The 23,325-nt window shown below is 71.2% G+C and carries 22 protein-coding genes and 1 pseudogene; 16 read left to right on the top strand and 7 right to left on the bottom strand.

Features of this window, described 5'->3' with window-relative positions; all coding sequences use genetic code 11:
- Positions 1 to 164: 164 nt before the first annotated feature.
- The 7 genes from SALPAC3_RS0107315 (at position 165) to rny (ending at position 9,244) form a co-directional block, all read left to right on the top strand.
- Complete coding sequence (locus SALPAC3_RS0107315) at positions 165 to 953, top strand: LmeA family phospholipid-binding protein (protein WP_018220602.1); 789 nt, start codon at positions 165 to 167, stop codon at positions 951 to 953.
- A gap of 51 nt (positions 954 to 1,004) precedes the next feature.
- Positions 1,005 to 3,266, top strand: a complete 2,262-nt coding sequence (locus SALPAC3_RS0107310; protein ID WP_018220601.1) for an MMPL family transporter — start codon at positions 1,005 to 1,007, stop codon at positions 3,264 to 3,266.
- A gap of 262 nt (positions 3,267 to 3,528) precedes the next feature.
- Positions 3,529 to 4,899 carry an MFS transporter gene (locus SALPAC3_RS0107305; protein WP_018220600.1) on the top strand — a complete coding sequence of 457 codons (1,371 nt, stop codon included), beginning with the start codon at positions 3,529 to 3,531 and terminating at the stop codon, positions 4,897 to 4,899.
- On the top strand, positions 4,890 to 5,090 hold the full coding sequence (locus SALPAC3_RS0107300; RefSeq protein WP_018220599.1) for a DUF3046 domain-containing protein: 201 nt from the start codon (positions 4,890 to 4,892) through the stop codon (positions 5,088 to 5,090). The genes SALPAC3_RS0107305 and SALPAC3_RS0107300 overlap by 10 nt, the downstream gene beginning before the upstream one ends.
- Before the next feature lie 181 nt (positions 5,091 to 5,271).
- Positions 5,272 to 6,318, top strand: a complete 1,047-nt coding sequence (recA, locus tag SALPAC3_RS0107295) for a recombinase RecA (RefSeq protein ID WP_018253569.1) — start codon at positions 5,272 to 5,274, stop codon at positions 6,316 to 6,318.
- A gap of 10 nt (positions 6,319 to 6,328) precedes the next feature.
- A complete protein-coding gene (locus SALPAC3_RS0107290; RefSeq protein ID WP_018220597.1) occupies positions 6,329 to 6,988 on the top strand; it encodes a regulatory protein RecX in 660 nt (219 codons plus the stop codon).
- Between the two features lie 489 nt (positions 6,989 to 7,477).
- Positions 7,478 to 9,244 carry a ribonuclease Y gene (gene rny / locus SALPAC3_RS0107285; protein WP_018220596.1) on the top strand — a complete coding sequence of 589 codons (1,767 nt, stop codon included), beginning with the start codon at positions 7,478 to 7,480 and terminating at the stop codon, positions 9,242 to 9,244.
- Positions 9,245 to 9,455: 211 nt separating this feature from the next.
- On the opposite strand, the gene SALPAC3_RS0107280 is transcribed toward rny, so the two are convergent.
- The 4 genes from SALPAC3_RS0107280 to SALPAC3_RS0107265 form a co-directional block, all read right to left on the bottom strand.
- The gene (locus tag SALPAC3_RS0107280) at positions 9,456 to 10,352 is read right to left on the bottom strand and encodes an amino acid ABC transporter permease (protein ID WP_018220595.1); all 897 of its coding nucleotides are present in this window, start codon (positions 10,350 to 10,352) and stop codon (positions 9,456 to 9,458) included.
- Entirely contained in the window at positions 10,352 to 11,026 is a 675-nt protein-coding gene (locus tag SALPAC3_RS0107275) for an amino acid ABC transporter permease (RefSeq protein ID WP_018220594.1), read from the bottom strand. The genes SALPAC3_RS0107280 and SALPAC3_RS0107275 overlap by 1 nt, the downstream gene beginning before the upstream one ends.
- 81 nt (positions 11,027 to 11,107) lie before the next feature.
- Positions 11,108 to 11,956 (bottom strand): glutamate ABC transporter substrate-binding protein, encoded by an 849-nt coding sequence (locus SALPAC3_RS0107270; RefSeq protein ID WP_018220593.1) that lies wholly within the window; start codon positions 11,954 to 11,956, stop codon positions 11,108 to 11,110.
- 55 nt (positions 11,957 to 12,011) lie between these two features.
- Complete coding sequence (locus SALPAC3_RS0107265) at positions 12,012 to 12,767, bottom strand: amino acid ABC transporter ATP-binding protein (RefSeq protein WP_018220592.1); 756 nt, start codon at positions 12,765 to 12,767, stop codon at positions 12,012 to 12,014.
- A 370-nt stretch (positions 12,768 to 13,137) separates the two neighbouring features.
- Between SALPAC3_RS0107265 and SALPAC3_RS0107260 the strand changes: the two genes are divergently transcribed.
- Positions 13,138 to 13,617 (top strand): hypothetical protein, encoded by a 480-nt coding sequence (locus SALPAC3_RS0107260; protein WP_018220591.1) that lies wholly within the window; start codon positions 13,138 to 13,140, stop codon positions 13,615 to 13,617.
- 77 nt (positions 13,618 to 13,694) lie between these two features.
- A pseudogene (locus SALPAC3_RS29175) lies at positions 13,695 to 13,947 on the top strand (hypothetical protein); the annotation flags it as partial.
- 136 nt (positions 13,948 to 14,083) lie between these two features.
- Here the strand turns inward: SALPAC3_RS29175 and SALPAC3_RS0107250 are convergent.
- Entirely contained in the window at positions 14,084 to 14,317 is a 234-nt protein-coding gene (locus SALPAC3_RS0107250; protein WP_018220589.1) for a VHL beta domain-containing protein, read from the bottom strand.
- Between SALPAC3_RS0107250 and SALPAC3_RS28640 the strand changes: the two genes are divergently transcribed.
- The 4 genes from SALPAC3_RS28640 (at position 14,301) to miaB (ending at position 17,655) form a co-directional block, all read left to right on the top strand.
- Positions 14,301 to 14,666 (top strand): hypothetical protein, encoded by a 366-nt coding sequence (locus tag SALPAC3_RS28640; RefSeq protein WP_018220588.1) that lies wholly within the window; start codon positions 14,301 to 14,303, stop codon positions 14,664 to 14,666. The genes SALPAC3_RS0107250 and SALPAC3_RS28640 overlap by 17 nt on opposite strands.
- Positions 14,660 to 14,797, top strand: coding sequence for a hypothetical protein (locus SALPAC3_RS28635; RefSeq protein ID WP_232430581.1), 138 nt, complete (start codon positions 14,660 to 14,662; stop codon positions 14,795 to 14,797). The genes SALPAC3_RS28640 and SALPAC3_RS28635 overlap by 7 nt, the downstream gene beginning before the upstream one ends.
- A 423-nt stretch (positions 14,798 to 15,220) precedes the next feature.
- Entirely contained in the window at positions 15,221 to 16,102 is an 882-nt protein-coding gene (locus tag SALPAC3_RS0107235) for an LLM class flavin-dependent oxidoreductase (protein WP_018220586.1), read from the top strand.
- 53 nt (positions 16,103 to 16,155) lie between these two features.
- The gene (gene miaB, locus SALPAC3_RS0107230; RefSeq protein WP_018220585.1) at positions 16,156 to 17,655 is read left to right on the top strand and encodes a tRNA (N6-isopentenyl adenosine(37)-C2)-methylthiotransferase MiaB; all 1,500 of its coding nucleotides are present in this window, start codon (positions 16,156 to 16,158) and stop codon (positions 17,653 to 17,655) included.
- Between the two features lie 109 nt (positions 17,656 to 17,764).
- Here the strand turns inward: miaB and SALPAC3_RS0107225 are convergent, their stop codons facing one another.
- Positions 17,765 to 18,973, bottom strand: coding sequence for a DUF349 domain-containing protein (locus SALPAC3_RS0107225; protein WP_018220584.1), 1,209 nt, complete (start codon positions 18,971 to 18,973; stop codon positions 17,765 to 17,767).
- A 270-nt stretch (positions 18,974 to 19,243) separates the two neighbouring features.
- On the opposite strand from SALPAC3_RS0107225, the gene SALPAC3_RS0107220 reads away from it, so the two are divergent.
- Genes SALPAC3_RS0107220 through dapF form a run of 3 tightly spaced genes read left to right on the top strand, consistent with a single transcriptional unit; the run spans position 19,244 to position 21,991 of the window.
- Positions 19,244 to 20,080 (top strand): class III extradiol dioxygenase subunit B-like domain-containing protein, encoded by an 837-nt coding sequence (locus SALPAC3_RS0107220; protein ID WP_018220583.1) that lies wholly within the window; start codon positions 19,244 to 19,246, stop codon positions 20,078 to 20,080.
- Entirely contained in the window at positions 20,077 to 21,141 is a 1,065-nt protein-coding gene (gene miaA / locus SALPAC3_RS0107215) for a tRNA (adenosine(37)-N6)-dimethylallyltransferase MiaA (protein ID WP_026185314.1), read from the top strand. The genes SALPAC3_RS0107220 and miaA overlap by 4 nt, the downstream gene beginning before the upstream one ends.
- A 7-nt stretch (positions 21,142 to 21,148) precedes the next feature.
- Entirely contained in the window at positions 21,149 to 21,991 is an 843-nt protein-coding gene (gene dapF / locus SALPAC3_RS0107210) for a diaminopimelate epimerase (protein WP_018220581.1), read from the top strand.
- A gap of 62 nt (positions 21,992 to 22,053) precedes the next feature.
- Here the strand turns inward: dapF and SALPAC3_RS0107205 are convergent, their stop codons facing one another.
- Positions 22,054 to 23,280 (bottom strand): phosphatase, encoded by a 1,227-nt coding sequence (locus SALPAC3_RS0107205; RefSeq protein WP_018220580.1) that lies wholly within the window; start codon positions 23,278 to 23,280, stop codon positions 22,054 to 22,056.
- Between the last annotated feature and the right edge of the window lie 45 nt (positions 23,281 to 23,325).

Raw genomic sequence — 23,325 nt, 5'->3', positions numbered from 1 at the left:
GGACCGGGGAACCTGCCAATCGGCTGCCGAACGGCTGACGGTTTGCTGAAGGCCCGACGGACCACCCCGGGTGGAGGCCAGGTCCGGGTCGCCCGATTCGGATCGTCAGCAAACCGGAAGGTACGCCGGAGGGGACCGGCAGGTCGGTGCGGTTGCCTTGGGGCATGAGCCGGACTGATCTGCCGACCAAGGCCCGCCGACCGAGCCGGACCAGGCCCCGCCGTACCGACCGCTCGCTGGCCCGCCGGTTGCGGTTGCCGCTGGTGCTGGTCGTCGTCGCGCTGGTGCTCTCCTACGGCGCCGATCGGTTCCTCGCCGCCGCGGTCGAACGGCGGGTCTCCGCGGCGGTCGGTTGTCGCCTCGACGGCGCCGAGCTGACCACCTCGCTGCCCGGCCCGATCATCACTCCGCGACTACTCACCGGGGACCTGGGCGACGTGACCGTGCAGGGCTTCATCGACACCGAGGCCGGGTCGACCCACCTCCAGCTCTCCCTGCACGACGTGCACGCCCGGCCGTTCACGGACGAACCAGTTGACGTCGCCGGCGCCGAGGCGACGGTGACCCTGCCGTACGACCAACTGCCCGGCACCGAAGCGGGCCAGCAGCGGTTCGAGAACGCCGGTGACCAACTCGCCGTGGTCCGGCCGGGCGTGGTCCTGGGCGGCGACATCCGCGTACTCATGGATCTCGCGTTGGCCGGCGAGGAACTGGTGCTCACCCCGGCCACGGTGGAGGTGGCCGGGCAGCAGCTGCCAGTGGACCTGGTCGCCCCGCTGCTCGGCGTACGCGACCCGGCGCTCGCGGGGCAGCTGGAGCCGCGCCGCGTCGCCCTGCCGGGCCTCCCGAACGGTCTGACGCCCGACCACGTCGCCGTCGGCCCCGACGGCCTGACCCTGCAGGCCAGCCTCGACACCAACGAGCTCACCGCCGCGGGCGACTGCCGCGCGTGACGCCCCTCGATCCAGCGACCCAGGCCCACCCCACTCCTTTCGGAGGTTTCCTTGCGTACCGCTCTGTACTCGTACGGCCGGCTGGCTGCCCGCCGGCCCTGGCAGCTGCTCACCGCCTGGCTCCTGGTGGCCGCGGCCGTCGTCGGCACCTGGGTGATGGTGGGCACGAGCATCGACGACGGCATCACCATCCCGGGTAGTGACAGCAGCCGCGCGCAGGAGATCCAGAACGCGGTGTTCCCCGCCTCCGCGCTCGGCAACGGCACCCTGGTGTTCCACGACCCGGAGTCCTCGGTCACCGCGCCCGAGGGGCGGGCGGCGATCGAGGCTTCGCTGCTGGCGGTGCGGGACGTGGAAGGGGTGACGCAGGTGGTGCCCCCATTTCCGCAGGAGCCCGGCCAGCCCGCGCCGCGGATCAGCGCCGACGGGCACACCGCGTACGCGCAGGTCTACTTCGACGTGCCACCCGCCGCCCTCAGCGAGCAGGATGCCGACCGCGTGTTGGCCGCCGCCACCCCGGCCGTGGACGCCGGGCTGGAGGTGCTCCCCGGGGGGCAGCTCGCCCAGGCGGCGGCCGGCGATCCGGGGCACCGCAGCGAGTTGATCGGTCTGGCCGTGGCCGCCGTCGTCCTGCTGGTGGCCCTCGGCGCGGCCGCGGCGATGGCCCTACCCCTGCTCTCCGCGCTGGTCGGGCTGGTGCTCGGGCTCGCCGCCATCGGGCTGCTCAGCCAGGTAGGAGCGATCCCGGACATCGCGACGACGGTGGCGAGCATGATCTCGCTCGGGGTCGGTATCGACTACGCGCTCTTCATCGTCGTGCGGTACCGCACGGCCCGGCAGGAGGGGCAATCACACGAGCGGGCGTTGGGGGTCGCGGTGGCCACCGCGGGCGCGGCGGTGCTCTTCGCCGGCGCCACCGTTGCCGTTGGCCTGGGTGGCCTGCTGCTGGCCGGGCTGCCGCTGCTGACCTCGCTGGGCTGGACCGCCGCCGTGGCGGTCGGGCTGTCGGTGGTGGCCGCGGTCGGCGTGCTGCCGGCCGTCCTCGGGGTCGTCGGCTCGCGGCTCGACGTCGGGGCGCTGCCCCGGCGTCGCTCGAAGGAGGCATCGAAGGCGGGCTGGTGGCACCGGATCGGCGAGCGGACGGCCCGGCGGCCGTGGCTGGCGGTGGTCGGCTCGCTAATGGTGCTGGCGGTCTTCATCGCGCCGGTGGCGGACTTGGAGCTCGGCCAGCAGGACGGCGGCCACGACCCGGTCGGTACGCCCACCCGGCAGAGTTACGACCTGCTGGAGTCGGCGTTCGGCCCGGGCGTGAACGGGCCGTTGCTGGTCGTCGCCGACCTGGGTGACACCGCCCAGACCGACCCGGCCACGGTCCAGCGGCAGGCTCTCGCCCTCAGCGCCGCCCTGGCGGACGTGCCCGGTGTGCAGTCCGTGCAGGGGCCGCGGGTCTCCACCGACGGTAGTGGCGCGCTCTGGCAGGTGGTGCCGACGACCGCGCCCAGCGACCCGGCCACCGGTGACCTCGTCACCCAGCTGCGCGAGGAGATCCTGCCACCGCTGGCCACCGACGGTACGCAGCTGCACGTCGGCGGCCAGACCGCCGCGAAGATTGACTTCACCGACCAGGTGGCGGAGCGGCTGCCGCTGGTGTTGGCGGTGGTGATCGCGCTGAGCTTCCTGCTGCTGGTCGTCCTGTTCCGCTCCTTCGTGATCCCGCTGACCGCCGCGCTGATGAACCTGCTCTCCGTCGGCGCCGCGTACGGCATCCTCACCTTCGCCTTCGCCGAGGGGCACCTCACGGGGCTGCTCGGGCTGGACGGGCCGGTGCCGATCGAGAGTTACATCCCGCTGATCCTCTTCGCCATCCTGTTCGGGCTGTCGATGGACTACGAGGTCTTCCTGGTCTCGTCGATCGCCGAGCGGTGGCACGCGGTCCGGGACAACCGGCGTGCGGTGGTGACCGGGCTCGGCTCGGCGGGACGGGTCGTCACCGCGGCGGCGTTGATCATGTTCAGCGTCTTCATCAGCTTCGCCGGCCAGGACAATCCGCTGATCAAGATGTTCGGGGTGGGGCTCGGCGTGGCGGTGCTGCTCGATGCGGTGGTCGTCCGGGGGTTCCTGGTGCCGGGGATCATGGTGCTGCTCGGCCGCGCCAACTGGTGGTTCCCCCGCTGGCTGGACCGGCTCGTGCCCCGGGTCGACCTGGAGGCGTCCCCCGTGACTGACGAGACGCCCGACGAGACGCCCGACCGGCTCCCGCCGGCCGACGCCCAGGCCGCCCTCGAGGCAGCCGACCCGGGCGGCGTGCGGTAGGCGAGGTGGAGGGGTGCCGGCGACGCCGTGGCCGGCGGAGCGGCGGGCTCACTGATTGACCCGTACGACTTGTGCGAGTTGTGCGCTAGGGGGTCATGAGTGAGCCCGCCCCGATCCCGCTTCACCTGGGCCATCGCAGCGATGTCTACGACGCGCTCTGAAGTGGCTACCGGGTTGGGCTGCCGGCGGGTCCGGCGGTGTCCATTGGGCGGGATGCGCAAGGATAAGTGTGCCGCTCACCCCTTACCCACGGGAGTCATCTGTGACTACCGACCTGACCGCTCCGGCCCGGATCCGGTCGGATGTGGCGCCGATCCAACGGCGCACCCTGGGCCTGCTGTTCGGCACCCAGATCATCGGTGGCATCGGCGTCACCATCGGGGTCGCGGTCGGGGCGCTGCTCGCCGCCCGGATCGCTGGCACCGCGGTCGCCGGTCTGACCCAGAGCGCCGCCGTGGTGGGCGCCGCGCTGCTCGCCATCCCGATCACCCGGATCACGAACGGGCACGGGCGTCGTCCGGGACTGGTCGTCGCCTACCTGGTCGGCGCGGTCGGCGCGGTGCTGGTGGTGCTCGCCGCGGTCACCCGGATCGTGCCGCTGCTCTTCCTCGGCAATCTGCTGTTCGGCGGCGGCACCGCCGCGAACCTCCAAGCCCGCTACGCCGCGGTGGACCTCGCCGAGCCGGCGCGTCGGGGCCGGCAGCTCGCCCTGATCGTCTGGGCCACCACCATCGGGGCGGTGGCCGCGCCGAACTTCGCGGCGCTCGCCAACGCGGTCACCGGCGGGTGGGGGCTGCCGCCACTGGCCGGCCCGTTCGCCTTCAGCGCCGTCGCCTTCGTGCTGGCCGCCGGCGCACTCTTCGCACTGCTGCGGCCCGACCCGCTGCGCACCGCGCGGCGACTTTCGGCGGCCGAGCCCACGCCGCCCCCGAGCCCGGTGGCCGAGCCCACGCCGCCCCCGAGCCCGGTGGCCGAGCCGATGACGCCCCCGCGCCCGGCGGCCCGGCGTGGCGCGGGGATGCGCGCGGCCTGGCGGGTGGTCCGCGACCGCCCGGCGGCCCGGCTCGGCGTCGCGGCGGTGGCGGTGGGGCACGCGGTGATGGTGGCGGTGATGTCGATGACCCCGGTACGGCTCGGCGAGTCGCACGGCGACGCGGACGTCCTACGGGTGGTCGGGATCGTGCTGAGCCTGCACATCGCCGGCATGTACGCGCTGGCCCCGCTGGTGGGCTGGCTCGCCGACCGGCTCGGCCGGCCGGCGGTCATCCTCGGCGGGGTGGGGCTGCTGCTCGCCGCCTGCGCCGTCGCCGGCACCGCCGGCCACCACACGCCGCAGCTCTCGGTGGGTCTGGTCCTGCTCGGGCTGGGCTGGTCCGGCACCATGGTGGGCGGCTCCACCCTGCTGTCGGAGTCGGTGCCGGCGGCGGTACGGCCGAGTGTGCAGGGCTTCTCTGACCTGACCATGGGGCTCGCCGGCGCCAGCGCGGCCGCGGTCAGCGGGTTCGTCATGCGGGCGGCCGGCTATCCGGTGCTCACCCTGCTGGCGGCGATCGTGGTGGTGCCGTTGGTGGCGTTAGCGTTACGTCGGGGGCCCGCCGGGGTGCCCGACCGGGAGGGTGACACGTGCGGCTGACCGACTTTTGGGCGCGGCTGGAGGAGGCGTTCGGGCCGGGCTACGCGGCCAGCATCGCCAGCGACCAGGTCCTGGCACCCCTTGGCGAGCGGACGATCGAGCAGGCGCTCGCGGCGGGGGAGGAGACCCACGTCGTGTGGCGTGCGGTGGTCGCCGCGTATCCGGACCGGGTGCCCGCGCGGCTGCGTTGAGTAGTCATTTCGTTACGTTCGCGGGTCGCGCCGCTGCTCGTACACCTGTTCGGCTATTGTCCACAGCGAGGCGCTCGTCCACAGCTCACGGCATGGTCGCTGGTGTTCTGTCGGACCATGCGCCTAGCGTGTCCGCGTGACGCGAAGCTCAGCGAAGTCGGCGAAGGCAGGGGTAGCGACGATGGCGGCAGTGCCTGATCGGGAGAGGGCACTCGACCTTGCTCTCGCTCAGATCGACAAACAGTTCGGCAAGGGTTCGGTGATGCGACTGGGGGAGCGCCCGGTCGTGCAGACCGCGGTGGTTCCGACCGGGTCCATCGCGTTGGATGTGGCCCTCGGCGTGGGCGGCTTGCCCCGGGGGCGGGTCATCGAGGTCTACGGCCCGGAGAGCAGCGGTAAGACGACGGTGGCGCTGCACGCGGTGGCCAACGCCCAGCGCTCCGGCGGCATCGCCGCCTTCGTTGACGCCGAGCACGCCCTCGACCCGGAGTACGCCCGGGCCCTCGGCGTCGACACCGACGCCCTGCTGGTCTCCCAGCCGGACACCGGCGAGCAGGCCCTGGAGATCGCGGACATGCTGGTCCGCTCCGGTGCGCTCGACATCATCGTCATCGACTCGGTGGCCGCGCTGGTGCCGCGCGCCGAGATCGAGGGTGAGATGGGCGACAGCCACGTGGGTCTCCAGGCCCGGCTGATGAGCCAGGCCCTGCGCAAGATGACCGGTGTGCTCAGTCACACCGGCACGACGGCGGTCTTCATCAACCAGCTCCGCGAAAAGATCGGCGTCATGTTCGGCAGCCCCGAGACCACCACCGGTGGGCGGGCGTTGAAGTTCTACGCCTCGGTCCGGCTCGACGTGCGCCGCATCGAGAGCCTCAAGGACGGCACCGACGTGGTCGGTAACCGCACCCGGGTCAAGGTCGTGAAGAACAAGGTGGCCGCGCCGTTCAAGCAGGCCGAGTTCGACATCATGTACGGCAAGGGGATCTCCCGCGAGGGGTCGCTGATCGACGTCGGCGTCGAGCAGGCGATCATCCGGAAGTCCGGCGCGTGGTACACCTACGAGGGCGACCAGCTCGGCCAGGGCAAGGAGAAGGCCCGCGAGTTCCTTCGGGAGAACCCGGACGTGGCCGCCGAGATCGAGAAGAAGATCCTGGAGAAGCTCGGCGTCGGTGCCGGCGCGGGTGACGCCGCTGGCGGTCCGGAGTTGCCGCCGGTCGACTTCTGAGTAAGGGCCGGTGACGTCACGACGAGCCCGTGCCGGGCGGGGGTGGGACGCCAGCCCACCGCGCACGGGTGACGCCGCCCCGGCGGCCCCCCGCCGCGGCCGACGTAACGCCGATGCCGCGACCAGCTCGGCCTCGCCCACAGACGAGGCCGAGCTGGCGCGGGAGTTCTGCCTGCGGCAGCTCGCCGTGCGTCCGCGTACCCGGGCCGAGCTGGCCCGGGCGCTGACCCGGCGAGGCATCTCGGCGGAGGTCGCCACCGCGGTCCTCGACCGCTACGACGATGTCGGCATGATCGATGACGCGGCCTTCGCGCGGGCCTGGGTCTCCAGCCGGCACGCCGGCCGTGGCCTCGCCCGCCGTGCTCTCGCCACCGAGCTGCGTCAACGTGGCGTCGATGGTGACGTGGCGAAGGCCGCGCTCGGCGAGCTGGACGACGAGACCGAGGCGGAGACGGCCCGTGCCCTGGCGGAGCGGAAGCTGCGTGCCACCCGGGGCGAGCCGGACGCGGTGTTTCGGCGACTGGTCGGCATGCTGGCCCGGAAGGGCTACTCGCCGGGGGTGGCGATTCGGGCGGTGAAGGAGGCGCTCGCGGCGCAGAGCGCTGAGGCGGCCGAGTTCGCGGAGCAGATCGACGCTGAGGTGTTCAGCGACGTCGAGGTCGATCCCTGACAAGGGCTTACGTGAACGATTGGTCGCCGTCCCGCCAATCAAAGGTAATTACATCCCTTTTAGATGCTTTTATCCGATCATTGATCAGCGCTGCGTAATGCTGTAAATTCTCTCCGTTCGGATGTATTGATCATGGTTTCCTTGACCGGACCGGCTCCGGGGACCTAGCCTCGCCATAAGGCTCACATTGCCCGACCAGCGCAGGCAAAGCGCACAACATAGATCGTGTAACAGAACCGCATCACTTTGGCCGATTCGTTTGGCCCTGTGTCCGCTCCGGACCCGGCCGGTCCGGAGCTGACGCGACAACTGCAGCTGCCGTCGGCAGTGCCGTCGCGGCACCGCCGACGGGAGGGCTTCCCTTTCGGTCAGCCGCTCCGGTCGGGCGTCCAGAGTCGCGGGAGCGCGCCCACCGCACGTTGCCGGCGGCGCGACGGTCAAGGGGAGGCGCGCGATGGCGAGGCGGCAGGGGTCGACAGGAAGTTCACCATGAACGGGTTCGACGCGATCCTCCTCGTGGCCGTCCTGTTGCTCACCGTCGTCGTGGTCGGTGCGGTGCTGGTGGGCGTCCGGGCCGTCCGCGGCATCGCCGGCACCTCGCGCCCCGAGGACCCGGCCTTTGTCGCGGAGAAAGACCGCCAGGAGCAGTCCCTCGCCGCGCTGCGGTCGGCCGCCGACGAGGCGAACAGCACCATCGATGCGGCGAAGTCCGCCGCCGCCGCGGCCCGCACCGAAGCCGCCGCCGCCCGCGCCGAGGCCAAGGCCGCCCGCGCCGAAGCCCGGCGGGTGCTCGACGGTGCCCGCGCCGAAGCCGACGCCATCCTGGAACGGGTGCACAAGCAGGCCGAGGCCGAAGCCGAACAGCTACGGACCGCCGCCCGGCGCGGCGGAGAACGGGAAGCCGCCGTCCTCGCCGCGACCACCCGGGAACAGGCGGCCGAGGTGGAGCGGCGGGCCGCCCGGATGGACGACCGGGAGCGGCTGCACACCGAGGAGGTCGAGCGGCTCGCCGAGCGGGATCGGCAACTCGGCGCTGCCAACGCCGCTCTGGAGGCCCGGGAGTCGGCGCTCGCCGAGCGGGACCGGGAGCTGGAGCAGGCCGAGCAGCAGCGACGCCGCGAGCTGGAGCGGGTCGCGGGGCTCACCGCGGAGGCGGCCCGCGGCGAACTGGTCGAGGCGATCGAGGCGCAGGCCAAGCGGGAAGCCGCGCTGCTCGTACGGGACATCGAGGCCGAGGCGCGCAGCACGGGCGAGGAGCGCGCGCGGCACATCGTGGTCGACGCGATCCAGCGGGTGGCCAGCGAGCAGACCGCGGAGAGCGTGGTCAGCGTCCTGCACCTGCCCGGTGACGAGATGAAGGGTCGGATCATCGGTCGGGAGGGGCGCAACATCCGCACCTTCGAATCGGTCACCGGAGTCAACCTGATCATCGACGACACGCCGGAGGCGGTGCTGCTCTCCTGCTTCGACCCGGTGCGTCGGGAGGTCGGCCGGCTCACCCTGGAGAAGCTCGTCCTGGACGGGCGGATCCACCCGCACCGGATCGAGGAGGTGTACGACCTGGCCCGGCAGGAGGTGGCGCAGCTCTGCCAGCGCGCCGCCGAGGATGCCCTGGTCGAGGTCGGCATCACCGAGATCCACCCCGAGCTGGTCAGCCTGCTGGGCCGGCTGCGCTACCGCACCTCGTACGGGCAGAACGTGCTCAAGCACCTCGTCGAGAGCGCCCACATCGCCGGGATCATGGCCGCTGAGCTGCGGCTGGACGTGCCGACAATCAAACGGTGCGCGTTCCTGCACGACATCGGCAAGGCGCTCACCCACGAGGTCGAGGGCAGTCACGCCATCGTCGGTGCTGATGTCGCCCGCAAGTACGGCGAGAGCGAGGACGTCGTGCACGCCATCGAGGCGCACCACAATGAGGTGCCGCCGCAGACCGTCGAGGCGGTGCTCACCCAGGCCTCGGATGCCTGCTCCGGGGGGCGGCCGGGGGCCCGCCGGGAGAGCCTGGAGGCGTACGTGCGGCGGCTGGAGCGAATCGAGGAGATCGCGGGGGACAAGCTCGGTGTGGAGCGGGTCTTCGCGATGCAGGCGGGCCGGGAGGTCCGGGTGATGGTTCGGCCGGACGACGTTGACGACATCAGCGCCTCCGTGCTGGCCCGGGACGTGGCCAAGCAGATCGAGGAGGAGCTGACCTATCCGGGGCAGATCCGGGTCACGGTGGTCCGCGAGTCCCGGGTCACCGAGATCGCCCGCTGACTGCGGCGCGCGGGCCGCGCCAGTGTTGTTCGGGTGCGCCACGGTGTGGGGCGGCGGAAGCCGTTCGGGGGCCGAAGCTGGTCTGCGTCGGGTGGAACCGGCAGTGCCCCCTCGGCGATGCGCCGAGGGGGCAAGATCGGGGCTGGTTCACCCCGGGTCAAGCCGGGAGCCGTGCCCGATCTGTCGTCCCGGGCCGGTTCGATGAGCTTGTTCAGCCCTGCGGGTTGGTGGCCGTCGTGCCGCCCTCCGGGGCGGAGTCGACGGTGGCGAACAGCCGTGGTCGTTTGGCGGGCCGGGTACCACGGGTACTGGTGCGCCGATCGAGCCAGCCGGCGAGGGCGGTGAGCAGCGAGTTGATCACGATGTAGATGACGGCCACGACCATCGCTGCCGCCAGGATGTTGCCGTAGTTGGCCGCGAGGTCGTTGACGCCGCGCTGCAGCAGCTCCGGGTAGGCCACGATGTAGCCGAGGGCGGTGTCCTTGAGCAGCACCACGAGCTGGCTGACGATGATCGGGAGCATCGCGCGGGCGGCCTGTGGCATCAGGATGAGCCGCATAACCTGGCTCTTGCGCATGCCGATCGCGTACGCGGCCTCGGACTGGCCCCCTGGCAGCGAGCGGATGCCGGCCCGGAACGCCTCGGCCAGCACCGACCCGTTGTAGAGGGTCAGGCCGACCACCACGGCCCAGAAGGCCGGCACCGGACCCTGGATGAGGAACGGCACACCGTAGAAGATGAAGAAGATCATCAGCAGGAGGGGGACCGCGCGGAAGAACTCCACGATCGCGCCTGCCGGAACGCTGATCCACCAGTGCTCAGAGAGCCGGCCGACCGCGAAGATGAGGCCGAAGGCGAGCGAGAGAACCATGCCGACCGCCGCCGCCTCCAGCGTGGCCCGGAGGCCGGGGAGGATGAACTGGGTCCAGGTCTTCGCTTCGGTGAACGGTGTCCAGAGCCGGGCTTCCCACTGGCCGGCGGCGTCGAACTTCGAGTAGATCCACCAGAGCAGCGCCACCAGCCCGACGGCGAAGACGACGCCGAGTACGTGGCTGCGGAGCCGGGCCCGGGGGCCCGGGTGGTCGTAGAGGACGGAGCTGGAGCTCATCAGCGCTTCACCGCCAGGCGATTGGCCAGCCAGCCGAAGAGGTAGCCGGTGGGGATGAGGAGCGCGGCAAAGGTGCCGGCGAAGACCAGGAAGATCGGGATCACCGCGTCGCCGTTCTCGTTCAGCAGGTCCTTCATGACGCTTGAGGCCTCAATCACCCCGATGGTGCCGACGATCGTGGCGTTCTTGCACAATGCGATGAGGATGCTGCCGAACGGCGCGACCACCGAGCGGGTCGCCTGCGGCAGGATCACGATCCGGAGCGTCTGGGTGAAGGTGAGCCCGATGGCGCGGGCCGCCTCGGCCTGGCCGGCCGGGACGGTGTTGACCCCGGACCGCACGGCCTCACAGACGAACGCGGCGGTGTAGGCGGAGAGCCCGACCACGCCCAGCCAGTAGTTGTTCAGGTCGAGGCTGTCGGCGAGATTCAGGCCCAGCGTCGAGTAGAGGCCGAAGTAGCAGAAGAGCACGATCAGGGTGAGCGGGGTGTTTCGGAAGATGTTGACCCAGGCGGCGCCGACGCCGCGCAGCACGGGAACGGGGGAGACCCGCATCGCCGCCAGCAGCACTCCGAGTAGCAGGGCGAGGCCTGCCGACGCACCGGTCAGTTTCAGGATCCAGAGAAAACCCGACAGGTACGCGTCGAAATTCTTCGGGTCGGTGAATACGTGCATGCTTGTGCTCCCGTGGCACGTCGGGGCGGGGACGACCGGCCGGGGCCGGCATCCCGGTACGGATGCCGGCCCCGGAACGGATCAGACGCTGCCGCAGTGGGTCAGCTTGGTGGTGTCCAGCTCAGGCGCGGCCGTGCCGCTCTTGCCCAGGGTCTTGTCCCACGCTGCCTGGTAGCTGCCGTCGGACGCGGCCTCGGTGAGGATTTCGTTGACCTTCTCGCAGCCGGTGGTGTCGTCCTTCTTGAGGCCGATACCGTACGGCTCGTCGGAGAAGGTGGAGCCGACCAGCTTGAACTTGCCGGCCCACTGGTCCTGAGCGGCGTAACCGGCGAGGATGATGTCGTCGGTGGTTACCGCGTCGACCTGGCCCTTCTCCAGCTCCGGCAGGCACTTCGAGTACGAGTCGAACTGCTGCAGCTCGGCGTTCGGATAGTCGGTCTGGATCCGCTTGGCTGGCGTGGAGCCGGTCACCGAGCAGACCTTCTTGCCGTCGAGCTGGTTCGGGCCGGTGATCTCCGAGTCGGCCTGGACCAACAGGTCCTGCCCGGCGACGAAGTACGGGCCGGCGAAGTTGACCTTCTCCTTCCGCTCGTCGTTGATGGTGTAGGTCGCCACCACCAGGTCGACGGTGCCCTGCTGGATGAAGGGCTCACGGTTGGACGACACGGTGGTCTTCCACTCGATGTTGCTCTCGTCGACCCCGAGACCCTTGGCGATGATCTTGCCGATCTCGATGTCGAAGCCCTCGTACTCGGTGCCGGTCTGCAGGCCGAGGCCCGGCTGGTCGGCCTTGACCCCGATCACGAGCTTCTCCTGGCTCTCGGCCTTGCCGACGATGCCGTCGGCGGAGTCGTCATCGCCGCCGCAGGCGGCCATGGCGAATGAGAGGGCGGCGACGGCGGCGACCGTCACCGCGCGCTTGGTACGCATATCTGTCTCCTTCTTCGACGGGGCGGGCCGGGGGCGGCACGCCCACAACGGACGCCTAGTGCGTGAGGATCTTGGATAGGAAGTCCCTGGCCCGCTCGCTGCGCGGGTTCGCGAAGAACTCCGTCGGGGGTGCGTCCTCGACAAGTTGCCCGTCGGCCATGAAGACCACCCGGTTGGCCGCGTGGCGGGCGAAACCCATCTCATGGGTGACCACGACCATCGTCATGCCCTCGCGGGCCAGGGAGGTCATCACGTCCAGCACCTCGCCGACCATCTCCGGGTCGAGGGCGCTGGTCGGCTCGTCGAAGAGCATCGCCTTGGGCTGCATCGCCAACGCCCGGGCGATCGCCACCCGCTGCTGCTGACCGCCGGAGAGCTGGGCCGGGAACTTGTCGGCCTGGTTGGCGATGCCAACCCGGTCCAGCAGGGCCAGGCCGCGTTCGCGGGCCGCCGCCGGCTTCTCCCGGCGGACCTTGACCGGCCCGAGGGTCACGTTCTCCAGGATGGTCTTGTGCGCGAAGAGGTTGAACGACTGGAACACCATCCCGACCTCGCTGCGCAGCTTGGCCAGGGCGCGGCCCTCGGCCGGCAGCGGCTGACCGTCGAAGGTGATGCTGCCGGAGGTGATCGGCTCCAGTCGGTTGATGGTGCGGCAGAGCGTCGACTTGCCGGAGCCGGACGGCCCGATCACCACGACCACCTCGCCGCGCCCGACCGACAGCGAGACGTTGTCCAGTACGTGCAGCGGCCCGAACCACTTGTTGACCGATTCCAGCACGATGAGCGGTTCGCTCGTCGTCACGTCGTCCACCGTCCCTGTCGTCACGGGTGGGAGGCCGAATGACCTCCGGTTGGCAAACTCTAGGCGGGGAGATGTGGCGTGTGGCGGCCCAGATGGTCACGGAGCCGTAACACCCTGCCGTGATGAGCCGGGGAGCCCTCTCTTCCGGACCGCGTGGGGGCTTCGTGGGGCTGAATTGACTCCGTGTCGTGCGGTATGGCGCTGCCTTATACCCGATAAAGTGTCATCTTCCGGCTGGTCACCGCACCATCACTCGAGGGAATTTTGCCCGGAATGGTCACAGACCGGTAACTTGCCCCCGGCTAGGCCCAAATGCCCCCCACCATCGTCAGTAAGGCCCGATCCGGGGCTGGTGGGACGATCGCAGCGAGGAGGCGGCATGACCGAGCTGTGGAACTGGAGAATCGACCAGGTACGGCCGACGGACGTCTGGCCGGCGCTGGCGGAGGCGCTCGGCCGGGTGGTGATGCCGCTGGCCGTCGCCGACCCGGCGCGCCTGCCGAGATACGCCGTGGTCTGCGATGTCTGGCAGGCGCCGGGAGAGTTCGCCACGATCGTCGACTGTTACGGCGTGCCGGACACCCTCGCCGAGCTGCCCAGCATCGCGACCCTGGCCCGGCTGCTGGGCCGCAACTGCGTGCTGCGCGACGACACCCTCGACGAGACCCGGCACCTGCTGGTGGCGCCGGACGGAACGATCCGCCCGGTGCACTTCGACGTCCGGGAGACCGACGACGGCGAGGTGCTCAGCCGCCAACGGCTCTGCACCGAGGCCAACCCGGGCTGCCGCGGCTGGTCCCGGTGTCACCGCTCCCGCTGGGCCCCCGACTCGGTGCTCCCCGCCCTCGCTGCCGCCTGACCTGGGCGAGTCGCGACGTGTTCCGGTGCCATCAGAATCGCCGACGCCCGCCAGCCAGAACCGTACGATCAGCGCCCATGATCGAAGTGTCGGCGCGCCGGGTTGGTCAGGTCCTGGTGGTCGGTGTCGAGGCGGAGGTCGCTCGGGCCGCCGCACACGTCACCCAACCTCCCGCTGATCCCGGCCGGACCACCGTGCGGGTTGTCGGCGACGACACCTGACTGGGAACCGCTCGCCCCGACCCTCGCCGCGCACACGTCGGATTTGGGCACCTCGGTGCGCCTGGTATCGCGGCCGGCGATGAACCCGCGGTCGACAGCGTCCGCGCGTGGGACGTCAGGCCGCGTCCGATCCTGGCTGGGCGGCCAGCGGTGAGCTGCTGGGTTGTGACGAGACAGGGCGACCGTATCGGCCGGAGTAGCCGTTTACCGACAGGTCTGTGCGGTGTCTCTGGCCAGGCGCCCGGCTAGCGGATCACCGCCGTAGCCTCCGCTGCCGTCGGCAGATAGCAGACCAGCCCCGTGCCGTCCTCGGTGGTCACCACCCATGGATGACCGAGGAAGGTCCCTTGACGGTGGGACTTCCCGGGGATGATGTCCCCATAGTGCTGGCGTTCCCCGCTCTGGTCGACCCAGTACAGCCGGACCGTCGCCTTGCGTTCGTTGCGAAATATCAGGACCGTCGTGGCGCCGCCGCTCACCGACTTCTGGCACGCCTCGCTGGAGGTGGGAAGTGCCGGCAGCCCACGTGGCGTCGGCGATGCCGGCGCCGGGGAGGTCCGCGGCGGAGTTTTGGACGGCGCCGGTGGGGTGGCCGTCGCTGTCGTGGTGGGAGTCGGCGTCGGTGTCGGTGTCGGTGTTGGTGTTGGTGTTGGGGACAGGGATGGGGGCGGCGACGGCGCGGGTGACACCGTGTTCAGCGTAGGTTCGGCGCTGGGGGTCGCGTCGGCGGCGACGGGAGGCGACGATTCCACCGGTGAGCGCTGGACTGCGCTAACGGCGAGTGCGGCCAGGATGACCACCACAGAGCCCGCGGCAACGACGTGTTGACGCCGCAGCCGCGTCGGGGCCGAGCGGCGATGGCGTGGGGTGCTGAGATCGGCGTCTTTCGGCTGCGGTGGGCCACCGCCGTGGGGTGGGTCGCCCAGGTGGTCCAGTTGGTTGTCGACTTCCGCGCCTGAGTACGTCGTGCCCGCCTTCGTGGTGTCGGGTGGTGGTGCTTCGGCGGGTTCCTCGGGCCAGCTAGTGTCCGGCGGTGACCACTCCAGTGGGCCGGCAGCGGGCTTGTCCGCAGGGGTGTCGCCGGAAGTGGATGACTCGGTCATGGGCTCCGATCCCGGGTATTGGGGTGATCATAGGTGACGACGCGAGACCGATTGTGGGCTGAACATGAGATTTGGTCAATTGAATCCGGTTTGCTGGGTGAGCGCGCTACGATGATCGACATCATCTGATGACCCGCCCAGAATGGGGTGAAATGGTTAGGCTGACGTGGTGCAGCAGCTGCAACCCACGAGCCGTACCCGCCGATCCCACCCGACCTGGTGGGATCGCCTGAAGCCACCGACCCTGGCGCCGGAGACCTCAGGGTCTGGTTGTTGACCATGCGGATCGGAGTGCTCATCCTGCCCTCCTCGCCCTGGGACCAGGCCCAGCAGATGTGGCGGAAGGCCGACGAGATGGGCTTCGCCCACGCCTGGACGAGCGATCACATCGGCTGGCAGGACATGGTCGGCAAGGAGTGGTACGCGGCGGTGCCGACCCTGGCCGCTGCGGCGGTCCGCACCCGACGGATCAAGCTCGGCACCCTCGTCTCGTCGCCGAACTTTCGGCACCCGGTGCCGTACGCCAAGGAGGTCGTCACCCTCAATGACCTCAGCGGCGGGCGCTTCATCCTGGGTCTTGGCGCCGGCGGGAGTGGTATCGACGCCACCGCCCGCGGTCAGGACCCGGAATGGACGCCCGTCGAACGTGCCGAGCGGTTCGCCGAGTTCGTGGAGCTGACGGCGGAGCTGCTGGCCAACCCCGTCACCGATGCCGATGGCAAGTACTACCAGGCGCGCCAGGCGCCCATCTGGCCGGTGGACACCTCGCCCGCCCACATCCCGTTGGCGATCGCCGCCAACGGTCCCCGTGGCATGGCCCTGGCCGCGCGCCACGGCGACATCTGGGTGACCAACGGCCGGTCGCCGCGTAACGGGGTCGTCCCCCCGGTGGCCCGGCCCGACGACGTCGCGGGACAGGTTCGCCAGCTGGCCGACAGCTGCGAGACCGCCGGCCGCGACCCGGCAACTCTGCGCCGGCTGTTGATGTACGTGAACCGGGAGCCGACGGCGCTCGCCTCCCTCGACGTGTTCCGGGAGACCGTTGACACGTACCGCCAGGTCGGAATCACGGACCTGGTGGTGCCGTTTCCCGGGCAGGAGCCCTTCGACACCAGCATGGCGGTGCTCGAACAGGTGGCCGGGATTCTGTCCGACCTGTGAGGCGGTAGCTCGACTCCGGTCCATCCGGGCGGCCCGGATAGGCTGTCGAGGTCATGACTACCGCAGCGGCGAGCAGCCCCCGCACCTACCAGGTGCGCACCTACGGCTGCCAGATGAACGTGCACGACTCCGAGCGCATCTCCGGCCTCCTTGAGCAGGCCGGCTACCTGCGGGCCGGGGCCGCCGACGACACCCCGGACGTGGTCGTCTTCAACACCTGCGCCGTGCGGGAGAACGCCGACAACCGGCTCTACGGCAACCTCGGTCAGCTGCGTCCCCGCAAGAACCAGCACCCGGAGATGCAGATCGCGGTGGGTGGCTGCCTGGCGCAGAAGGACCGCAGCGAGATCGTCCGTCGGGCGCCCTGGGTGGACGTGGTCTTCGGCACGCACAACATCGGGTCGTTGCCGGTGCTGCTGGAGCGGGCCCGGCACAACGCCGCCGCCGAGGTGGAGATCCTCGAGTCCCTCGAGGTCTTTCCGAGCACCCTGCCGACCCGGCGGGAGTCAACCTACGCCGGTTGGGTATCGATCTCGGTTGGCTGTAACAACACCTGCACGTTCTGCATCGTGCCGGCGCTGCGCGGCAAGGAGCGGGACCGCCGCCCCGGCGACATCCTCTCCGAGGTGCGCGCCCTGGTCGACGAGGGTGTGTTGGAGGTGACCCTGCTCGGGCAGAACGTCAACTCCTACGGCATCGAGTTCGGCGACCGGTACGCGTTCGGCAAGTTGCTGCGCGCCTGCGGCGACATCGACGGTCTGGAACGGGTGCGGTTCACCAGCCCCCATCCGAAGGACTTCACCGACGACGTGATCGCCGCGATGGCCGAGACACCGAACGTCTGCCCCTCGCTACACATGCCGCTGCAGTCCGGCTCCGACGACGTGCTGCGGGCCATGCGACGTTCGTACCGGTCGGAGCGGTTCCTGGGCATCATCGAGAAGGTGCGGGCGGCGATGCCGGACGCGGCGATCACCACGGACATCATCGTCGGCTTCCCCGGCGAGACCGAGGCCGACTTCGCACGCACCCTCGACGTGGTCCGCGCGGCCCGGTTCTCCTCGGCCTTCACCTTCCAGTACTCCAAGCGCCCCGGCACCCCCGCCGCGACGATGGCCGACCAACTGCCGAAGGCGGTGGTGCAGGAGCGCTACGAGCGACTGATCGACTGCGTCGAGGAGATCACCTGGGCGGAGAACCGGCGGCTGCTGGGGAAGACCGTCGAGGTGCTGGTGGCCGTCGGTGAGGGACGCAAGGACGAGCGCACCGGCCGGCTGTCGGGGCGGGCCCGCGACGGCCGACTGGTGCACTTCGACGCCGGCAGCCGCACCGGGCAGATCCGCCCCGGCGACATCGTGCAGACCGTGGTCACCTACGCCGCCCCACACCACCTCAACGCCGACGGTGAGCCGCTCGCGCACCGGCGTACCCGGGCCGGCGACGCGGCCGAGGCAGGGCACCGACCCCGTACGGCCGGGGTGTCGCTCGGGCTGCCCACGGTCGGCGCCCCGCCGCCGATGCCGCCCGCGGCCTCGTCGGCCTGCTCCTGCTGACACCGAGGCTGATGCTGCGGGGTTGACCCCTGCGCCTCCCGCCACCCGGGGCTGAACATGCTCGGGGCCCCGGTTCACGAGGAACCGGGGCCCCGAGTGGCCTAACGGATCAGCTCGACTGCTCGGCCAGGCTGAGGAACTGACGCTTGGAACTGAGGGCCTGCTCGGCGTCCCGGACCCGCCGGGCATCTCCAGCGGCCTTCGCCCGGGCCAGCCGCTCCTCGGCCTCGGCGACCTGCGCCCGCATCTGCGCGAGCAGGGGGTTGTCCTGCGGAGCGGTGCGCCGCCACGCGGAGTCCATCACCTCGCGAACCTTGTCGTCGACCGTGCGCAGTCGACGCTCCAGACCCCCCGCTGCCTCCCGGGGCACCCGTCCGGCCTCGTGCCACTGCGCCTGGATCTCCCGGAGTTTCGCCTGCGCGCCCTTCGGGTCGCCGTCGACATCCAGCGCCTCGGCCTCGGCCAAGAGGGCCTGCTTACGATCCAGGTTGGCGCGCTGCTCGTTGTCCCGGGCGGAGAAGACCTCGCTGCGCCGGGTGAAGAACGCGTCCTGCGCGGCCCGGAACTTCTCCCAGAGCCGCTGCTCGGCCTCCTTCGACGCCCGGGGCGCGACACGCCACTGGCTCATCAGCTCCTTGAGCTGGCTGGCGGTGTGGGCCCACTCGGTCGAATCCGAGAGCTTCTCGGCCTCGACGACCAACTCTTCCTTGATCGCCTGCGCCTGCTTTCGCTGCGCGTCCAGCGAGGCGAAGTGGGCGCCCCGGCGGCGGGTGAAGCCATCCCGGGCCGCCGCGAACCGCTTCCACAGCTCACCGTCGGTCTTCCGGTCCACCCCGCGGATTGACTTCCACTCCGCCAGGATCTCCTTGAGCCGGTCGCCGGCTGTCTTCCAGCCGGTCGACTCGGCGGCCAGCTTCTCGGCCTCCTCGACCAGCGTGGTCTTGCGGGCGAGGGCCTCGCTCCGGGCGGCGTCGCGGGCGGCCCGAGCCTCGGTGGCCTTCTCCTCCGCGAGGGTGGCGAGCCGATCCAGCCGGTTCGCGAGGCCGTCGATGTCGCCGACGACGTGCGCCTCGGCCAGCGAGGCGCGCAGCCGGCGGATCGTGCTGAGCGAGTGGTTCGCATCTGCCGCGCCCGAGTTGAGTCTCGCCTCGGCCAGCCCCACCTCGGTGATCAGGTCGGCGAACCGGCGGGCGAAGTGCGCCAGCCCCTCCTCCGGTGCACCCGCCTGCCAGGAACCGACCACCCGCTCGCCCTCAGCGGTTTTCACGTAGACGGTGCCGTCCGCGTCCACCCGTCCGAAGGCAGTCCAGTCGCTCATGTGCCCATCCTCGTTCTCCCGGCGTCACGGGTCAGTCCCGCGAGCGCCGCCACGGCGCAGCCAACGTTCTCCACGGCATTGTCACAGGTGTGCCCCCGCCTCCGTCGAGCGCCTATCGCCGACCGTGACCATACGGTGTCCTAGCGCCTCGGAGGGCCGGGATGGGGCGAGTGTCGGAAACCTCCCTTCGGGCGTACTCGTCAGTATCCGGAACTCCGGGGTCCCGGCCGCGGGAAGGCGCGCTGCGGTGCGTTCGGACCAGCCGCTACCGTGACCCTCGTGCCCCTGGTCGCCGCCGCCGTCTGTCCGCATCCGCCGCTGCTCGTCCCCGAGGTGGCGGGTGCCGCATCCGCCGAGTTGGACGAGCTGCGGGCCGCCTGTGACAGGGCTGTGGCCCGGCTCCTCGCCGCCGAGCCGGACCGGATTGTGCTGCTCGGGTGTGGGCCAGCGACCGCGACCTTCGGCGCCGCAGCGCACGGCTCGTTCCATCGGTACGGGATCCGCCGGCGGGTGCCGTTGTCGCCAGCAGACCCCCGGGAGCGTACTGATGCGGCCGCTGTCGGGCCGGCGCGGCTGCCGCTGAGCCTGACCGTCGGGGCATGGCTACTCGGTCGCGCTGGCACGGCGCTGCCCCGTTCCGCGGTGGCGGTCGCGGCCGACGAGCCCGCCGCCCGCTGCGCCGCCCTCGGCGCGGGCCTGCTCAACCCAGGCCGGTCCGCTGCGGACCCGCTCAACCCGGGCCGGCTCGGTTCGGTGAGTGGGAACGCGTCGGGTGGTGATCCGTCCGGCCGGCTCGGGCTGCTCGTCCTGGGCGACGGGTCGGCCTGCCGGGTGGAGTGGTCACCCGGCTACGACGATCCGCGCGCCGAGCCCTATGACCAGGCGGTGGCGCGGGCACTGGCCGGCGCGGACACGGCCGCCCTCGGTGCGTTGGACGCGGAGCTGTCGGCGGGGCTCAAGGCCACCGGCCGCGCGCCCTGGCAGGTGCTGGCCGGCGCGGTTCGGGCAGCCGGGGGCTCGTGGCGTGGGGAGCTGGCCTACGCCGCGGCACCCTACGGGGTGACCTACCTCGTCGCCTCGTGGACGCCGACGGGAGCGGCCCGGTGAGCGCCGACGGGAGCGGTCCGGTGGACGCCGACGGGAGCGGCCCGGTGCGCGCCGCCGACGCGGTTGACGGTGCTCGCCTGGCGGCGGACGCAGCCGCTGACGCGGCTGGCCTGGCAGCGGGCACGGCCCCGGCTCGCGATGTCCCGCCAGCCGCGGGCACGGTGGTGGGCGTGGTCGGCCCGACCGCAGCCGGGAAGTCGGCCTTGAGTATCGCCCTCGCCCACGCGCTCGACGGTGAGGTGGTCAATGCCGACTCGATGCAGCTCTACCGGGGCATGGATATCGGCACCGCCAAGCTGACCATCGGCGAACGTGCGGGGGTGCCGCACCACCTGCTGGACATCTGGCCGGTGACCGAGCCGGCGAGCGTCGCCGAGTACCAGCGGCTCGCCCGCGCGGCGATTGACGACATCTTGGCCCGGGGGCGAGTGCCGCTGCTGGTCGGCGGTTCGGGCCTCTACCTCCGCGCCGTGCTGGAACGCTTCGAGTTCCCCGGCACGGATCCGGTGCTCCGGCAACGGCTGGAGGCGGAGCTGGCGGAGGCCGGCCCGGCTGCCCTGCACGAGCGACTGCGCGCGGTTGACCCCGACGCGGCGGCGAACATCCTGCCCGGCAACGGCCGGCGGATCGTCCGTGCGTTGGAGGTGGTCGAGCTGACCGGTGCGCCCTTCGCCGCCGCGCTGCCCGACCCCAGCCCGTACTACCGGTCGGTGCAGGTCGGTGTCGACCTGGACACCACTCAGCTCGACGAGCGGATCGCACTGCGGGTGGACCGGATGTGGGCCGACGGCCTGGTGGCCGAGACCCGGGTGCTGGCTGACCAGGGGCTGGCCGCGGGCCGTACGGCCAGCCGCGCCCTCGGTTACCAGCAGGTCCTGCGGTTCCTGGCCGGAGAGCTGACCGAGTCCGAGGCGTACCAGGAGACGATCCGCGCCACTCGCCGGTTTGTCCGTCGCCAGCGGTCCTGGTTCCGCCGGGACCCGCGGATCACCTGGCTCGACTCGACCGGAGCCGGGCTGGTGGCAGAGGCGCTGCGAGTGGTCCGGCCCACTGCGCGATGATGGGGTCGTGGAGTTCACCAAGGGGCATGGCACCGGCAACGACTTCGTGATCCTGCCCGATCCCGACGGCACCCTGGAGCTGACCCCGGACCTGGTCGCGGCCCTGTGCGATCGGCGGCAGGGGATCGGAGGGGACGGCGTACTGCGGGTGGTCCGCGCCGCACGGCACCCCGACGGGGCGGCCCTCGCCGGTGCGGCCGAGTGGTTCATGGACTACTGGAACTCCGACGGCTCCGTGGCCGAGATGTGTGGCAACGGCGCCCGGGTCTTCCTCCGCTACCTGCTGGAAACCGGGTTGGCGGTGCCGTCGGACGTGGCACTGCCGGTAGCCACCCGCGCCGGTATCGTGCGGGCGCGGGTGGAGGGGGAGGAACTGGCGGTCGAGATGCGGCGGCCCCGGTTGGCCGACTCCTCGTTCGCGGTGCTCGGCGGGCTGGCCCTGCCCGGCACGGCGGTTGATGTCGGCAACCCGCACCTGGTCTGCCCGGTGCCGGCCGGGCTGGAGCTGGCGGCTCTCGACCTGACCCGGGCCCCGGAGTTCGACCCGGTGATCTTCCCGGCCGGGGTCAATGTCGAGTTCATCAGCCCCGGGAGCCCGACGGACGGCCTCGATGGCCACGTTCGGATGCGGGTCTACGAGCGGGGTAGCGCGGAGACGCGCTCCTGCGGCACCGGTGCGTGTGCGGTGGCCGCGGTCGTCCTGCGGGACGCGGGCCGGGACACCGGCGTGGTCGCCGTGGACGTGCCCGGTGGTCGTCTGGTGGTGACCCAGACCGCCCAGGGCTGCTGGTTGGCGGGGCCCGCCGTACTGGTGGCGAGCGGCGAGGTGACGCTCGCGGCGCTGGCCTGACCCGCGACCCAATCGACGGTGGGTCTTGCCGCTGGCGCTTCTCGCGTTGAACGACATCGGTGTCACGTCGTGCGCCGCAGCTCCCCGAGCAATCGCGCCACCCGGTCCCGGATTTCGTCGCGGATCGGGCGGATCGCCTCGACCCCGAGGCCGGTGGGATCGTCAAGATCCCAGTTCTCGTGGCGTCCGGTTGGGAAGTCGGGAAGGTCACTGCGGCGCCCGATGGTGATGATGACGTCAGCGGACGCGGCGGTCGCGGGCTGCAGCAGCGCCGGCACCTGACCGGTGATGTCGATGCCGACCTCCCACATGGCCACCGCGGCGGCGGGGTCGACCTGGCGGGCGGGGGCGGAGCCGGCGGAGCGGACCTCGATGGTGTCGCCAGCGAGCTGGCGTAGCCAACCGGCGGCCAGCTGCGAGCCGCCGGCGTCGTGGACGCAGACGAACAGCACCGAGGGTTTGTCGACCCCGAGGTGCTCCGCATCGATCTGGTGCGCGTTGGGCGGTGGCTTGGCCGGGGAACGGCGGCGGTCCGCTCGACGGGTCGGCGGCCCCTGGTATCCCGTCGCTGCCGGCTCCGCGGGGACGACGACCTGGTCGGCGGCGGCACCAGCGTCGGGGTAGAGGGCGGTGAGCAGGCCGACGCCGACGGCGAGTCCAGCCACCTGGGCCAGGACGAAACCGGGCACCGAGGTGGGGGCGATGCCGGCGAAGGTGTCGGAGAACGCGCGGCCGATGGTGACCGCTGGATTGGCGAAGGAGGTGGACGAGGTAAACCAGGACGCGGCCCCGATATAGGCGCCGACGGCGGCCGGGGCGACCGACGCACGTCCGGACCGGGCGAGGGAGAAGATCAGTAGGACCAACCCGGAGGTGGCGACAACCTCACCGACCCAGAGGTGCCAGGCGGCCCGCTCCTTGCCGGCGAAGTCGATCGCGGCGAGGTCGAACATCAGGTGCGCCAGCACCGCACCGGCGACCCCGCCGAGGACCTGGGCCGCTCCGTAGGCACCCAGGTCGCCGGCGGTCAGACCGGTGCCGGCGCGCCGCCCGAGGAACCAGTCGGCGGCGGAGACGACCGGGTTGAGGTGGGCCCCGGAGACCGGTCCGAAGATCAAAATCAGCGTGCCGAGGGCGAAGGCGGTGGTGATCGAGTTTGCCAGCAGCTGAAGGCCGACCTGGTCGGGGGCGAGGGTGGTGGCCATGATTCCGGAGCTGACCACGGCGGTGACCAGCAGGGCGGTGCCGGTGAACTCAGCCAGCAGGCGTCGCCACAGGGCGCTGGTCATCGCTTGGTATCCCACCATCTGCGGTTTTGCCGAGGACGGGCGAGC

This window comes from Salinispora pacifica DSM 45544, assembly GCF_000378845.1.
GTDB lineage: Bacteria > Actinomycetota > Actinomycetes > Mycobacteriales > Micromonosporaceae > Micromonospora > Micromonospora pacifica.
Note: the sequence above shows the minus strand (reverse complement) of the source record. Positions and strands in the feature narration are given on the sequence as shown.

Coding starts and splice junctions, on each gene's coding strand:
- SALPAC3_RS0107315 (WP_018220602.1), top strand. CDS start 165: ATGAGCCGGACTGATCTGCCGACCAAGGCCCGCCGACCGAGCCGGACC.
- recA (WP_018253569.1), top strand. CDS start 5,272: ATGGCGGCAGTGCCTGATCGGGAGAGGGCACTCGACCTTGCTCTCGCT.
- rny (WP_018220596.1), top strand. CDS start 7,478: ATGAACGGGTTCGACGCGATCCTCCTCGTGGCCGTCCTGTTGCTCACC.
- SALPAC3_RS0107280 (WP_018220595.1), bottom strand. CDS start 10,352: ATGAGCTCCAGCTCCGTCCTCTACGACCACCCGGGCCCCCGGGCCCGG.
- SALPAC3_RS0107275 (WP_018220594.1), bottom strand. CDS start 11,026: ATGCACGTATTCACCGACCCGAAGAATTTCGACGCGTACCTGTCGGGT.
- SALPAC3_RS0107270 (WP_018220593.1), bottom strand. CDS start 11,956: ATGCGTACCAAGCGCGCGGTGACGGTCGCCGCCGTCGCCGCCCTCTCA.
- SALPAC3_RS0107260 (WP_018220591.1), top strand. CDS start 13,138: ATGACCGAGCTGTGGAACTGGAGAATCGACCAGGTACGGCCGACGGAC.
- SALPAC3_RS0107235 (WP_018220586.1), top strand. CDS start 15,221: ATGCGGATCGGAGTGCTCATCCTGCCCTCCTCGCCCTGGGACCAGGCC.
- miaB (WP_018220585.1), top strand. CDS start 16,156: ATGACTACCGCAGCGGCGAGCAGCCCCCGCACCTACCAGGTGCGCACC.
- SALPAC3_RS0107225 (WP_018220584.1), bottom strand. CDS start 18,973: ATGAGCGACTGGACTGCCTTCGGACGGGTGGACGCGGACGGCACCGTC.
- SALPAC3_RS0107205 (WP_018220580.1), bottom strand. CDS start 23,280: ATGACCAGCGCCCTGTGGCGACGCCTGCTGGCTGAGTTCACCGGCACC.